The 13,677-nt window shown below is 67.5% G+C and carries 11 protein-coding genes; 5 read left to right on the top strand and 6 right to left on the bottom strand.

What is annotated here, in order from left to right:
• Positions 1-81: 81 nt before the first annotated feature.
• The 3 genes from HAV22_RS19555 to HAV22_RS19545 are packed head-to-tail and all read right to left on the bottom strand — an operon-like array spanning position 82 to position 3,639.
• Positions 82-1,005 (bottom strand): ABC transporter permease, encoded by a 924-nt coding sequence (locus HAV22_RS19555; protein ID WP_166861440.1) that lies wholly within the window; start codon positions 1,003-1,005, stop codon positions 82-84.
• Positions 1,002-2,099 carry an ABC transporter permease gene (locus HAV22_RS19550; RefSeq protein WP_166861438.1) on the bottom strand — a complete coding sequence of 366 codons (1,098 nt, stop codon included), beginning with the start codon at positions 2,097-2,099 and terminating at the stop codon, positions 1,002-1,004. Before HAV22_RS19550 ends, HAV22_RS19555 begins: the two co-directional genes overlap by 4 nt.
• Positions 2,086-3,639, bottom strand: a complete 1,554-nt coding sequence (locus HAV22_RS19545) for an ABC transporter ATP-binding protein (protein ID WP_166861436.1) — start codon at positions 3,637-3,639, stop codon at positions 2,086-2,088. Before HAV22_RS19545 ends, HAV22_RS19550 begins: the two co-directional genes overlap by 14 nt.
• Positions 3,640-3,868: 229 nt before the next feature.
• Here HAV22_RS19545 and HAV22_RS19540 point away from each other — a divergent pair, with 229 nt between their 5' ends.
• The 4 genes from HAV22_RS19540 (at position 3,869) to HAV22_RS19525 (ending at position 7,114) form a co-directional block, all read left to right on the top strand.
• The gene (locus tag HAV22_RS19540) at positions 3,869-4,582 is read left to right on the top strand and encodes a GntR family transcriptional regulator (protein WP_166861435.1); all 714 of its coding nucleotides are present in this window, start codon (positions 3,869-3,871) and stop codon (positions 4,580-4,582) included.
• Between the two features lie 105 nt (positions 4,583-4,687).
• Positions 4,688-5,533, top strand: a complete 846-nt coding sequence (locus HAV22_RS19535; RefSeq protein WP_166861433.1) for an outer envelope protein — start codon at positions 4,688-4,690, stop codon at positions 5,531-5,533.
• 31 nt (positions 5,534-5,564) lie between these two features.
• A complete protein-coding gene (locus HAV22_RS19530; protein ID WP_166861431.1) occupies positions 5,565-6,635 on the top strand; it encodes a BMP family ABC transporter substrate-binding protein in 1,071 nt (356 codons plus the stop codon).
• Positions 6,632-7,114 (top strand): nucleoside deaminase, encoded by a 483-nt coding sequence (locus tag HAV22_RS19525; protein WP_166861429.1) that lies wholly within the window; start codon positions 6,632-6,634, stop codon positions 7,112-7,114. The genes HAV22_RS19530 and HAV22_RS19525 overlap by 4 nt, the downstream gene beginning before the upstream one ends.
• Here the strand turns inward: HAV22_RS19525 and HAV22_RS31835 are convergent.
• From HAV22_RS31835 to HAV22_RS19510, 3 genes are all read right to left on the bottom strand, one after another.
• The gene (locus HAV22_RS31835) at positions 7,062-8,315 is read right to left on the bottom strand and encodes a glycosyltransferase (protein WP_371869694.1); all 1,254 of its coding nucleotides are present in this window, start codon (positions 8,313-8,315) and stop codon (positions 7,062-7,064) included. The genes HAV22_RS19525 and HAV22_RS31835 overlap by 53 nt on opposite strands.
• A 78-nt stretch (positions 8,316-8,393) precedes the next feature.
• Positions 8,394-8,858: a cyanophycin metabolism-associated DUF1854 family protein gene (locus HAV22_RS19515; protein WP_166861427.1), complete on the bottom strand. Its 465-nt coding sequence runs from the start codon at positions 8,856-8,858 to the stop codon at positions 8,394-8,396.
• Positions 8,859-8,861: 3 nt separating this feature from the next.
• A complete protein-coding gene (locus HAV22_RS19510) occupies positions 8,862-11,150 on the bottom strand; it encodes a cyanophycin metabolism-associated ABC transporter (protein ID WP_166861424.1) in 2,289 nt (762 codons plus the stop codon).
• A 320-nt stretch (positions 11,151-11,470) separates the two neighbouring features.
• Between HAV22_RS19510 and HAV22_RS19505 the strand changes: the two genes are divergently transcribed.
• Positions 11,471-13,648, top strand: coding sequence for a cyanophycin synthetase (locus HAV22_RS19505; protein ID WP_166861422.1), 2,178 nt, complete (start codon positions 11,471-11,473; stop codon positions 13,646-13,648).
• Positions 13,649-13,677: the final 29 nt, after the last annotated feature.

Below are 13,677 nucleotides of genomic sequence, written 5' to 3'. Positions count from 1 at the left end.
TGCTCCAGAGGGGTCACGATGCGGCGATTTCAACACACCCGCATGCGCCCGTCGGTGCGGTCGGGCACAGTGACGGGCGGGCTAGTCGGCCTTGAAGTTCTGGCCCAGCGACTGGGGCTTGTTCAGCAGGATCGTGCGCGGATCGCGGCAGATGACGACCAGCACGACGATCGTGGCCAGGTAGGGCAGCATCGACAGGAACTCGGACGGGATCGGTACGCCGAGCCCCTGGCCGTGGAATTGCAGCACCGTCACACCGCCGAACAGATAGGCCCCGAGCACCACGCCGCGCGGCTTCCACGTCGCGAACACGACCTGCGCCAGTGCGATCCAGCCGCGGCCGGCCGTCATGCCCTCGACCCACATCGGCGTCAGCGCCAACGACAGGTAGGCGCCGCCGAGTCCCGCCAGCGCGCCGCCCGCCAGCACGGTCGCGTAGCGCAGCTTCACCACCGGCATGCCGATCGCATGGGCGCTGTGCGGCGCCTCGCCGACGGCACGGATCAGCAGGCCCAGGCGCGTTCTCGCCAGCATCCAGCCCGTCAGCAGCACGAGCGCAAGCGACGCATACACCATCGCATCGAACGAGAACAGCAACGGTCCGACGAACGGCAGGTCGGACAGCACGGGCACGTGCAGCCGGGGCAGCGGCGCCACGGTCTGGCCGACGAGGTCGCGCCCGACGAACGCCGAGAGGCCGATCCCGAACAGGGTCAGGGCGAGGCCCGTCGCGACCTGGTTCGTCTGCAGCGTGAGCACGAGCACGCCGAACAGCAGCGCCATCGCCATCCCCGCGAGGAGCGCGGCGGCAAGGCCCAGGGCGGCGGAACCCGTGTGCAGGGTCACCGAAAACCCGGCGACGGCGCCCACGAGCATGATGCCCTCCAGACCCAGGTTGAGGACGCCGGAACGTTCCGCCACGAGCTCTCCGGTCGAGGCGAGGACGAGGGGCGTCGCGGCGCCCGCCGTGCTGGCGAGGAAGGCGACGAGGTAATCGGAATTCATGCGGTCTCCTTCGCGACGACGGGCACGGCCACGAGCGCGGGCGCACGGGGCTTGATGCGGTAATGGATGAACAGGTCGGCCGCGAGCAGGTAGAACAGCAGCAGGCCCTGGAACAGGCCGGTGATGGCGGACGGCAACTGGAGCTCGATCTGCGCCGTCTCGCCACCGATGTACAGCAGCGACATCAGCAGGGACGCCAGCAGCACGCCGACCGGATGCAGGCGGCCCACGTACGCGACGATGATGGCGGCGAAGCCGTAGCCGGGCGACACCGACGCCTGCAGCTGGCCCAGCGGCCCCGCCACCTCGCCCACGCCCGCCACGCCGGCCAGCGCGCCGCTCGTCAGGAACGCGATCCACACGTTCTTCGGCTCGGAAAACCCGGCGTACAGCGCGGCGGCCGGCGCCATGCCGGACACCTGCATGCGATAGCCCGCGAAGCTGTGGCGGCAAAAGAACCACGCGCCCGCCACGGCAAAGAGCGACAGCAGGAACGCGGCATTCACGCGCAGGCCTTCCTTCAGCAGCGGCAGCATGGCGGCGTCGCCGAACATCTTCGATTGCGGGAAGTTGTAGCCGGCTGGATCGCGCACGGGGCCGTGCACGAGATAGCCGAGGAACAGGTACGCGACGTACACGAGCATCAGCGACACGAGGATCTCGCTGGTATTGAACCGCGTGCGGAGCAATGCAGGCACGGCTGCCCACGCGGCGCCGCCGATGGCGCCTGCGACGATCATCAGCGGCACCAGCCACGGTCCCTCGGCGCCGTCGAAATACAATGCGACGCAGCCGGCGGCGACGGCCCCCATCGTCAGCTGGCCGTCCGCGCCGATGTTGTGGACGTTGGCGCGAAAGCCGATGGCGAGGCCGATGCCGCACAGGATCAGCGGCGTGGCCTTGAGCAGCAGTTCGCCGATGCCGTACCAGGACGTGAGCGGCTGGATAAAATACACGTAGAACGCGTGCAGCGGCGCCTGCCCGAGGAACAGGAACAGCAGCGAGCCCGAGACGAGCATCGCGGCGGCGGCAATGAGCGGCGACGACAGCATCATCGCGCGCGAGGGTTCGGGACGGGCTTCAAGCCGGGACATGGGTCTCTCCTTCAACAGCAAAATCGCCGCCCATCCAGCGGCCGATTCGATCGACGGTGGTGGCGGACGTCGCGACGGCGGGCGACAGGCGGCCCTTCGCCAGCACGGCGATGCGGTCGCACATCATGAACAATTCGTCGAGTTCTTCCGACACCACGAGGACGGCCACGCCCGCGTCGCGCAGTTCGACGATGGCCTGGCGGATCAGCATGGCGGCACCGACGTCGACGCCCCACGTGGGCTGGGCGACGACCATCACTTTAGGTGCCAGGCGGATCTCGCGCCCGACGATGAATTTCTGCAGATTGCCGCCCGAGAGGCTCGCGGCCGCGGACGACGTGCCGCCGCACTTGACCTTGAAGCGCTCGATGACGGCGGCCGCGAATGCACGCACGGCGCCGCGCCGGATCACGCCGCCCGGCGCCATGCCGGCGGCGGGATTCAGGTAGCCGGTCAGCAGCGCATTGTCGGCCAGCGACAGCGCGGGCACGGCACCGCGACCCAATCTCTCTTCCGGGACGAAGCCGAGTCCCAGCCGGCGGCGCGCGGCGGCATCGAGGCGGCCGACGTTCTTCCCGAGCAGCCGGATCGACGCCGCGTCCGGCGCCAGCCGCTCGCCGGAGATGGCTTTCAGCAGCTCCTGCTGGCCGTTGCCCGAGACGCCGGCCAGCCCGACGATCTCGCCGGCGCGCACGGCCAGGGAGACACCGCGCAGCGTGGTGCCGAACGGGTCCGCGCTCGGCAGGTCGAGCGCGGCCAGCGCCAGCGCCACCTCGCCCGGCGTGCGCGGGGCCAGGGTGCAGGTGGGCAGGTCGCCGCCGATCATCAGTTCGGCCAGCGAGTGCGCCGACTCTTCGCGCGGGACGGCGGTGCCGGCCACGCGGCCCGCGCGCAGCACGGTGGCGCGGTCGCACAGGGCCTGGATCTCGTCCAGCTTGTGGCTGATGTAAAGGATGCTGACGCCCTCGTCGCGCAGGCGGCGCAGCGACACGAACAGTGTCTGCACCGCGTCCGGCGTGAGCACCGACGTGGGCTCGTCCATGATCAGCAGGCGCGGCGATTGCAGCAGGCAGCGCACGATCTCCACGCGCTGGCGTTCGCCGACCGACATGCTGTGCACGAGCCGGTCCGGATCGAGCGGCAGGCCGTATTGCTCCGAGACGGCGCGGATGCGCGGCGCGAGCGCGGCCGGCGGCGTCCTCCCGTCCAGCGCGAGTGCGATGTTCTCGGCGACCGTCAGGGTCTCGAACAGCGCGAAGTGCTGGAACACCATGCCGATGCCCAAGCGGCGCGCGGCCGACGGCGAATCGATGCGTACCTGCCGGCCCTCCCACATGATCTCGCCGGCGTCCGGCTTCGTGACGCCGTAGATCATCTTCATGAGGGTGCTCTTGCCGGCCCCGTTCTCGCCCAGCACGGCGTGGATCTCGCCGGGCATGACCGTCAGGTTCACGTCCGCGTTGGCCACGACGGACGGATAGATCTTCGAGACCCCGAGCAGCCGCAGGCGCGGTTCGCTGCGTTCGTGGGGATCGCCCATTCTGACTCCAATCGTTGTATACAAAACGTGGTTGTCGTTTGCAAGTTGCGTGCCCACCGCCCTGCGGGCACAGGGCGCACGATTTGTATACAAACCGCACCGACGCGGGTCACCGTCTCACCGAAAACGCGCACGTGCCTGCCGCCGGTGCGGCGGATGGGTACGGACGCGCGTGTGCACGATTCCTGCTTCCAGTGTCGCCAATCGCATCCCAGACATGGAGACAAGCATGACCGACATCGCCGCCCCTTCCGCACCGGCGCGCAAGCGCGGGCTCACGGCCGTCGACGAGCGCATCTACCGCGCTGTCGTGAGCGCCGTGATGAGCCACCGCCTGCCGCCCGGCACCCGCCTGGGTGAAGCGGATTTCTGCGCGCTGTACGACGTGAGCCGCACCACCGTGCGCAAGGCCCTGCAGCGGCTCGCGCACGACCACATCATCGAGCTGCGCCCCAACCGCGGCGCCGTCGTGGCGTCGCCCACGCCCAAGGAGGCGCGCGACGTATTCGCGGCGCGGCGCGCGCTGGAGCGTGAAATCGTGCCGCTGGTCGTGCGCCGCGCGACGCCCTCGTCCCTGCAAGCGATCCGCGCGGCCATCGATGCCGAAGAGGCGGCGCGCCATGGTGCCGACCGCGCCGCGTGGATCCGGCTGGGCGGGGAATTCCACCTGCTGCTGGCGGAACTGGCCGGCAACGCCGTGCTGCAGCGCTTCATGGCCGAACTGGTGTCGCGCTGCTCACTGATCATCGCGCTGTACGAAAACCCGGGAACGCCGATGTGCGGCAACCACGACCATCACGACCTGCTCACGCTGATCGAGAACGGCGACGCCGACAAGGCCGTCGACCTGATCGAACACCACCTGCTCGAGATCGAGGCCCGCCTGCACCTGGGCGACCAGGATCGCAAGGTCAACCTCGCGGAAGCGCTGGGCGAGCGCTGAACGGCCTGGCCCGCAACTTGCATATGGATGAGGTCGAGATTGCATCCGATCCCGTTCGCGATCGGATGCAATCGCAATGCCCCCCCACCATAACAAGGAAACCGAATGAAGACGTCCGCCTGCCTCGCCCTCCTCGCCGCCTTCTGCACCACCGCCGCCCACGCCGCCGACTGGAGCGACACGTCGCTCAGCTGGCGCTACGGCACCAAGTTCTCCGAACCGTACAACGGCGAAGACATCACGAAGCACGTCATCAACTTCTCCAACGTCAGCGGCTACAAGTACGGCAAGAACTTCTTCAGCGTCGACTTCCTGTTCTCCGACTCGCACGATCCGTCCGCCGTGGGCGCATCGAGCGGCGCGCACGAAGCCTACGCGGTGTACCGCCACACGCTCGACCTGGGCAAGGTGACGGGTGCGAACCTCGCCTTCGGTCCCGTGCGCGGCGTCGGCGTCACCGGCGGCTTCGACGTCAACAGCAAGACGGACGCCGGCTACAACTCCAAGAAGCGCATGCTGGTGCTGGGTCCCACGCTGATGTTCGACGTGCCGGGCTTCCTCGACGTCAGCCTGCTCGCCCTGCGCGAGAGCAACGCACCATTCAACGGCTTCACGAGCACGTCCACCCCGCGCTACACGTACAAGACGCACGCGATGCTGACGGCCGCGTGGGGCATCCCGTTCACGCTGGGCGTGCCGTTGTCGTTCGAGGGCTACGCCAACTACATCGGCACGAAGGGCCGCAACGAGTTCGGCGGCCCGACGGCCGTCGAGATCAACGTCGACGCGCAGGTCATGTACGACCTGAGCCCCGCCATCGGCGCGGCGAAGAACACGCTGAAACTGGGCCTCGAATACCAGTACTGGAAGAACAAGTTCGGCAACCCGACCGACATCGCGAAGGGCGCCACCGCGAAGACGCCGATGGTCCGCGCCGAGTACCACTTCTGATCCATCCATCCTTCACTGAAAAAGGAACACCATGAACCGTCGCACACTGCTCGCCGCTGCCCTCCTGTCTTCCCTCGTCGCCCTGAATGCGTACGCGGCCGATCCGCTGAAAGTGGCCTTCGTCTACGTCGGCCCCGTCGGCGACGCGGGCTGGACCTATGCCCACGAACAGGGCCGCCTGGCCATGGAAAAGGCGCTTGGCGGCAAGGTGGTCACCACCTATGTCGAGAACGTGCCGGAAGGCGCGGACGCCGAGCGCGTCATCCGCAAGCTCGCCGCCGACGGCAACAAGCTCGTCTTCACGACGTCGTTCGGCTTCATGAACCCGACGGAGAAGGTTGCAAAGGCATTCCCGAACGTCGTGTTCGAACACGCAACCGGCTACAAGCTCGCGAAGAACCTGGGCGTGTACGAGACGCGCCAGTACGAAGGCACGTACCTGCAGGGCGTCATCGCCGCGAAGATGAGCAAGTCGGGTACCATCGGCTTCGTCGGCTCCTACCCCGTGCCCGAGGTGATCCGCAACATCAACGCGTACACGCTGGGCGCGCAAAGCGTGAACCCCGCGATCAAGACGAAGGTCGTGTGGATCAACAGCTGGTACGACCCGGCCAAGGAGCGCCAGGCCGCCGAGACCCTGATCGCGCAGGGCGCCGACGTGCTCACGCAGAACACGGATTCGCCGGCCACGCTGCAGGTGGCGCAGGAAAAGGGCAAGTACGCGTTCGGCTGGGATTCCGACATGGCGAAGTTCGCCCCGAAAGCCCACCTGACGGCAACGACGAATTCGTGGGGCGACTTCTACACCCGCACCGCGCAGTCCGTGATCGCGGGCACGTGGAAGAGCGCGGAAGTGCGCGGCGGTCTCTCGGAAGGCATGGTCAAGATGTCGCCGCTGAACGCCGTGATCCCGGCCGACACGGCCAAGCTGTTCGACGCGAAGAAGGCGGCCCTGGTCGGCGGCGAGATCAAGCCGTTCCACGGACCGATCAAGGACCAGTCGGGCGCCCTCAAGGTGGCGGCGGGCAAGGAGCTGTCGCTGGCCGACCTGAAAGGGATGAACTGGTACGTGCAGGGTGTGGAGGGCACGATTCCAAAATGAGCGAACCGACCCCGCAGGATCAGGCGTACCTGACCCGCGTGTTCGCGCTGGCGCAGCGTTCGCGCGACGAAGGCCACCACCCGTTCGCGGCCATGGTCGTCGGCGCGGACGGCACCGTCATCGCCGAGGCGATGAATGATTCGTCCACGGACCGCACGGCGCACGCGGAGATGAACGCCCTGCGCGCTGCCTCGCGCCGGTTCGGCCCTGCCGAACTGGCCGGCGCCACGCTGTACAGCAACGCGGAGCCGTGCGCGATGTGCGCGGGCGGCACGTACTGGAGCGGCGTCGGGCGCGTCGTCTACGGCATGTCGGAAACGAGCCTGCTGGCGCTGACGGGCAGCGATCCTGAGAACCCGACGCTGTCCCTGCCCTGCCGCGACGTGTTCGCGCGCGGGCAGCGGGCGACGGAGGTGATCGGGCCGCTCAGGGAAGACGAGGCGAAGGAAGCACATCGGGACTTCTGGAACGCGACGTAAGCGCGTCGCACATCCTGTCGATTCCGGTCCCCGGCTGGAATCGCCCCGCCACGTCCCGCGTCCGTTCGTCCAGACCGGGCGCGGCCAGCAGACCGCCCAGCGCACGCACGAGCCGTCGTTCGTTCAGCCGCGCAGCGGGCAGGCTCCCGCCGACGCCGAGCGCCGTCACGCGCGCGCCATTGTCGAACTGGTCGTGCGCCAGCGGTACGACGAGCTGCGGCGTGCCCGCGCGTAAGGCTTCCGCCGTCGTGCCGATGCCGCCATGGTGGATGAGCGCCGCCGCATGCGGGAGGAGTGTCCGCAGCGGCACGTAGTCCTGCCACAGCATCGTACCCGGCAAGTCGGCCGGCACCTGGTCGCGGTGCGGCGTGAGGAAGACAGCGCGGCGGCCCAGTTGCTGCGCCGCCGCGCGCGCATGGCGGAAGTACGCGGCTGCCTGTGCGTTGCCCGTGCCGTGCGTGAACACGAGCGGCGGCGGGCCGGCGTGCAGGAACGCTTGCAAGTCGGCAGAGAGCGTTGTATCCGCGTTAGGATCGAACAAAGGAAAATCGCCGCGCACCAGCGGTTGCGGCCAGTCCGGCTGCGTGGGCGCGAACCAGTCGGGGAACAAGGTCAGCGACAGATCCGGCACGGTGGCGATCCAGTCCATCAGCGACGGCACCGGTTGCAATGCATGCGCTGCTCGGGCCGCGTTCACGTCCGCCAGCGCGACGGGATCGATGAAGCGCCGTCCGACCCAGCGCCAGAACGCGCGCCGCGCCGCCAGCGGCACCCACGCCGGCACGCGCCACGGCCCGATCATCAGCGGATCATGCACCGTCATGAGGTTCGCGGGCGCCAGGTACGCGGCCGCGATCTTCACGCCGGGATGCACGGCGCGGCACAGGTCCGCCTCCGGCAAGGCCAGCGGATGCACGAGCAGCACGCAACGCTCATCCGCCGGCAGCCCTTCGACAAACGGCACGATGCGCGCCATCGCGGGCCGCGTGGCGCGCCAGACGACGCCGAAGCCGCGCGTCGGATGCCACAGGTCCGGGTCGTGCAGCACGGCCTCGTCGACGGGCAGGCCCGTGAACGGCAGCCCCGCCGCGCGGACCCACGGGCCGTGCTGCTCGGGCGCGAGGAAGCTGACGCGGTGGCCGCGTGCGCGCAGGCCCAGCGCCAGCGCGATGAACGGGAACAGGTCGCCGGCCGAGCCGATGGTGACGACGGTGTAATGGGTGGGTGCGATGACGGCCTCCGTGCAAGGTTGCCGTGACTGTACGCGAGACCGCGCGACTCAGAGAAACCGGTCGAGTATCTTCCTGCTGCCCCTGTCGATCGCAAACATGTCGCGAATGAGGAAGTGGATACCGTGGCTATCCGCGATCAGCAGCGAATACGCACCGAGCCGGCGGATGTCTTCCTCACCTTTCAGCACGAATTCCGTGTCGCCGCGGTCCGTCGCGACGGTCCACGTGCACGGCGTCGCGAAGCTGGACACGGCCTTGATCGCCCGGATTTCCGGCATGAATTCGCGGCCGTCCAGTTCTTCCGTCACGAGCGCGCGGATCTCGGCCGGCATCGTCTCGAGGTCGTCGATCCAGCCGACTTCCTTGCCGCCGTCGCGCACGAGCGAGATGCCTTTCATGGGCGCCTGCACGGGGAACGAGCGCACGGGCGCGACGCCGACGAATTCCTCGCCCTCGGCGTTGGTCAATATCAGCTTGCCGAACGCATCCCGGCGGAGTGTAAAAGTGGTCATCGTTCAGTCGTCCTTGCTGCCGTCGTCGTCCGGGTCCTGGTCGACGTTGCGCGCCTGCGCCTCGTACAGGCGGTAGTACGCGCCTTCGCGCGCCATCAGTTCGTCGTGGTTGCCCTCTTCCACCACCTGGCCGCGGTCCAGCACGATGAGGCGGTCGGCCCGGTGCAACGTGGACAGGCGGTGCGCGATGGCGATCGTCGTGCGGCCCTGCACGAGGTTGTCGAGCGCCTTCTGGATTTCTTTTTCCGTCTCCGAGTCGACGGACGAGGTCGCCTCGTCGAGGATCAGGATCGGCGGGTCGATGAGCAGGGCCCGCGCGATCGAGATCCGCTGGCGCTCGCCGCCGGACAGGCCCTGGCCACGCTCGCCGACCATCGAATCGTAGCCCTGCGGCAGGCGCAGGATGAATTCGTGGGCGTGCGCGGCGCGGGCGGCGGCGATGATCTCTTCGCGCGTCGCGTCCGGCTTGCCGTAGGCGATGTTCTCCGCGATGGTACCGAAGAACAGGAACGGTTCCTGCAGCACGAGGCCGATGTGGCGGCGGTAGTCCGCGACGGCGAAGCTGCGGATGTCGCGGCCGTCCAGCAGGATCGCGCCTTCCGCGACGTCGTAGAAGCGGCAGATCAGGTTCACCAGCGTACTCTTGCCCGAGCCCGAGTGCCCCACGAGGCCCACCATCTCGCCGGCCTTGATGTTCAGCGAGATGCCGCGGTTGACGGCGCGGTTGCCATAGCGGAAGCCCACTTCGCGCAGCGCGATATTGCCCTCGACCTTGTCCAGCTTGACCGGGTTGACGGGGTCCGGCACGCTCGACACGTGGTCGAGGATGTCGAAGATGCGCTTCGCCGCGGACGCGGATTTCTGCGTGACGGACACGATGCGGCTCATCGAATCGAGTCGGACGTAGAACCTGCCGCTGTACGCGATGAACGCCGACAGCACGCCCACGGTGATCTCCTGCTGGCTCACCTGCCAGATGCCGAAGCACCAGATGATGAGCAGGCCCAGCTCCGTCAGCAGTGACACGGTCGGCGAGAACAGCGACCACACCTTGTTCAATTTGTCGTTGACGGCCAGGTTGTGCTTGTTCGCCTCGCGGAAGCGCGATGCTTCCCGGTGCTCCTGCGCGAACGCCTTCACCACGCGGATGCCGGGGATCGTGTCGGCCAGCACGTTGGTCACTTCGCCCCACACGCGGTCGATCTTTTCGAAGCCCGTGCGCAGCTTGTCGCGCACGACGTGGATCATCCACGCGATGAACGGCAGCGGCACGAGCGTGATCAACGCGAGCTTGGCATTGATGCTGAACAGGATCACGCCCGTCATGATGATCATGAGGACGTCGGACAGGAAGTCCAGCAGGTGCAGCGACAGGAATACGCAGATGCGGTCGGAGCCGCTGCCGATGCGGCTCATCAGGTCGCCCGTGCGCTTGCCGCCGAAGAATTCCAGAGACAATCTCAGCAGGTGTTCATAGGTTTCGGAACGCATGTCGGCGCCCATGCGCTCGGACACGAGGGCGAGGATGTACGTGCGGCCCCAGCCGAGCGCCCACGCGAGCATGCTCGATGCGAACAGGCCCCCCATGTACATGTAGACGAGGTGCGTATCGATGTGCTTGCCGTTCTGATAAGGAATCAGCACGTTGTCCATCAGCGGCATCGTCAGGTAAGGCGGAATCATGTGTGCGCCGGTACTTGCCAACATGAGCAAGAATCCGAGCAGCAATTGGCCTTGGTACGGCCGCGCGAAGCGCCACAGGCGGAACAAGGTCCACGTCGACGGCGGGGTGTGCAGCACCTTCGTGCAGATGGGGCACTCTTCCTGGTCCGGTTCGAGCGGCGCCTTGCAGCTGGGGCAGGTATGCTGCTCGGGCGGCTGCACGGCGATGCCGCTGACGTGGCTTTCCACCTGGTCGTGGAACTGGTCGACGACGCGGATGGCTTGCAGGTTCTGGCCCAGGGTGAAGCGCCAGGCGGCCAGCAGACCGTTGGCATCGACGAGTTCGAGGTGGCCGACGCCCGCGTGGTCGTAGTGCCGCATTGTCAAACCGGCACGATACGGCCAGTCGCGCCACATCGTGTCGCCGGGTGCGCGGGTGAGCAGGCGATAATTCGTGACGACGAGGATACCCTTGGTGAAGCGTAATTTCGCATCGAGGTCAACCTCGACGCTGTTTAAAACGTTTTCCCCTGGCGCAAGCTTTTTCGCGACGTCCGCCTGCCAGTGCTCAGGCAGGAAACCGGCAACGGGTGCCGGCGGAACGGAGTGAACAAGTTGTTGAGTTGTCATGTGATGCCGCCGGTGAAGGCGAAGTTGGTACCAAAGGCTGGCAGATCTGTACGATGGAACGTTGCGGGTGGTAATGCCGTTGACACGCGCGCGGACTGAAAGGCAGCGTACTGGCGTGTACGGTATTCTATCGGAGGGGCCAGACTGGCAGAAATCGGTACGGCACGGTAAGCTTCGTTCCGGCAAGTATACAACATGTGCATTGTGGAAAGAGGAGAAGTGGTCGCCGCGATCCGGCAACCGCGTTGAAGACCAACGATGTGCAAACATAGGCAACGCCACGCGATGAGAGAGCGGTCATCGCGTGGCTGGATATTTTCATGACATATAAGAAAGACATTGCAATTCTTCGTGTAAGCCACCTCCGTGGCCCGAACATCTGGACCTACCGCCCTGTCATCGAAACATGGCTCGACCTCGGCGAACTCGAAGAATGTCCTTCGAACACCCTTCCCGGCCTGTATGAACGCCTGACCGCCTGGCTGCCGGGACTGATCGAACACCGCTGCGGCGTTGGCGAACGGGGCGGCTTCCTGGAGCGCCTGCGCGACGGTACGTGGGCCGGCCACATCCTTGAACACGTTGTCCTCGAATTGCAGAACCTGGCCGGCATGAAGACCGGTTTCGGTAAAACCCGCTCCACAGCGGACCGCGGTATCTACAAGATGGCATTCCGCACGCGCCACGGGACCGTCGGCCGTGCCGCGCTGGAGGCAGGCCATGCGCTGCTGATGGCCGCCATCAACGACACCCCGTTCGACCTGCAGGCCAAGGTCGCGGAACTGACGGAACTCGTCGACCGCTACTGCCTCGGCCCGTCCACGGGCCACATCGTCGACGCGGCCACCGACCGCCGCATCCCGTCGATCCGCCTCACGGAAGGCAACCTCGTGCAACTGGGCCACGGCGCCGCGCAGCGCCGCATCTGGACGGCCGAGACGGACCGCACGAGCGCGATCGGCGAATCCATCGCCAGCGACAAGGACCTGACGAAGACCCTGCTCGCTTCCTGCGGCGTGCCGGTGCCCGAGGGCTCGATCGCGCGCAGCGCGCAGGCCGCGTGGGAAGAAGCGCAGGACATCGGCCTGCCGGTCGCCGTGAAACCCGTCGACGGCAACCACGGCCGCGGCGTATCGCTGAACCTGATGTCGGAAGCGGACGTGCACGCCGCCTACGCCATCGCGGCCGAGGAAGGCGATTCCAGCGCCGTGCTCGTCGAGCGCTTCATTCCCGGCAACGAACACCGCCTGCTCGTCGTGGGCTCGAAAGTCGTCGCGGCCGCCAAGGGCGAATCGCTGTGGGTCGTCGGCGACGGCGTGTCCACGGTCACGCAGCTGTGCGACAGCCAGATCAACATCGACCCGCGCCGCGGCGACTCGGAAGAATTCCCGCTCGGCCTCGTCACGCCGCACGACAGCGAAATCCAGCTGGACCTGAAACGCCAGGGCCTCACGCCCGATTCGGTCCCGCAAGCGGGCCAGAAAGTGCTGATCCAGCTGAACGGCAACGTCGCGGACGACGTCACGGACGACGTCCACCCGGACGTCGCGTACATGGCCGGCCTGGCCGCGCGCGTCGTCGGCCTGGACATCGCCGGCATCGACCTCGTGTGCGAAGACATCTCGCGTCCGCTCGAGGAACAACGCGGCGCCATCATCGAAGTCAATTCCAGCCCCGGCCTGCTCGCCCACATCAAGCCCGCGAACGGCCAGCCGCGCGACGTCGGCAAGGCCATCGTCGAGCACCTGTTCGCGGAAGGCGAGACGGGCCGCATCCCCGTCGTGGGTATCACCGGCAGCACGGACGCCGCGCTGGCCGCGCGCCTCGTCGGCACCGTGCTGAACCTGGCCGGCAAGCACGTGGGCGTGGCGAACCGAGAAGGCCTGTTCCTCGACGGCCGCCGCGTGACGGCGCAGGACGGCACGCGCTTCGACGCGGGCCAGCGCCTGCTGATCAACCGCACCGTGCAGGCCGCCGTGTTCGAATCGAACGCGCGCACGATCCTGTCGGAAGGCCTGCCGTACGACCGCTGCCAGGTCGGCATCGTGACGGACATGTGTGACGTCGCCGACGTGGCCGACCTGTACGTGCGCGACGACGATGCGCTGTACAACGTCGTGCGCAGCCAGGTGGACGTCGTGCTGTCCGACGGTGCGGCCGTGCTGAACGCGGCCGACACCCGCGTGACCGCCCTCGCCGACCTGTGCGACGGCGCCGTGCTGTTCTACGCGCAGGACGAAGCCAACGCCACCCTGCAGGCGCACCGCGCCGCGGGCGGGCGCGTCGCGTTCGTGCGCGGCGGGCACATCGTGCTGGCCCAGGGCGGCGAAGAGATGCCGCTGCTGGGCATGGACAAGGTCAAGCCCGCCACCGCCGCGCAACCGGACGCCCTGCTCGCGGCAGCGCTGGCCGGATGGGCGCTGGACGTCCCGACGGACCTGATCTGCGCCGGCCTGCGTACCTTCGACGCGGCCGCCAAACAGGGCAAGGCTCAATAACGATACGTGCCCGGTACGACCGGGCCTGC

The organism is Telluria antibiotica, from assembly GCF_011682055.1.
GTDB lineage: Bacteria > Pseudomonadota > Gammaproteobacteria > Burkholderiales > Burkholderiaceae_D > Telluria > Telluria antibiotica.
The sequence above is the reverse complement of the archived record's forward strand: the minus strand, read 5'-3'. Positions and strand labels throughout refer to the sequence as shown.

Excerpts from the sequence above, each read along its gene's own strand:
- HAV22_RS19555 (WP_166861440.1), bottom strand. The coding sequence starts at position 1,005 with ATGAATTCCGATTACCTCGTCGCCTTCCTCGCCAGCACGGCGGGCGCC.
- HAV22_RS19550 (WP_166861438.1), bottom strand. The coding sequence starts at position 2,099 with ATGTCCCGGCTTGAAGCCCGTCCCGAACCCTCGCGCGCGATGATGCTG.
- HAV22_RS19545 (WP_166861436.1), bottom strand. The coding sequence starts at position 3,639 with ATGGGCGATCCCCACGAACGCAGCGAACCGCGCCTGCGGCTGCTCGGG.
- HAV22_RS19540 (WP_166861435.1), top strand. The coding sequence starts at position 3,869 with ATGACCGACATCGCCGCCCCTTCCGCACCGGCGCGCAAGCGCGGGCTC.
- HAV22_RS19535 (WP_166861433.1), top strand. The coding sequence starts at position 4,688 with ATGAAGACGTCCGCCTGCCTCGCCCTCCTCGCCGCCTTCTGCACCACC.
- HAV22_RS19530 (WP_166861431.1), top strand. The coding sequence starts at position 5,565 with ATGAACCGTCGCACACTGCTCGCCGCTGCCCTCCTGTCTTCCCTCGTC.
- HAV22_RS19525 (WP_166861429.1), top strand. The coding sequence starts at position 6,632 with ATGAGCGAACCGACCCCGCAGGATCAGGCGTACCTGACCCGCGTGTTC.
- HAV22_RS19515 (WP_166861427.1), bottom strand. The coding sequence starts at position 8,858 with ATGACCACTTTTACACTCCGCCGGGATGCGTTCGGCAAGCTGATATTG.
- HAV22_RS19510 (WP_166861424.1), bottom strand. The coding sequence starts at position 11,150 with ATGACAACTCAACAACTTGTTCACTCCGTTCCGCCGGCACCCGTTGCC.
- HAV22_RS19505 (WP_166861422.1), top strand. The coding sequence starts at position 11,471 with ATGACATATAAGAAAGACATTGCAATTCTTCGTGTAAGCCACCTCCGT.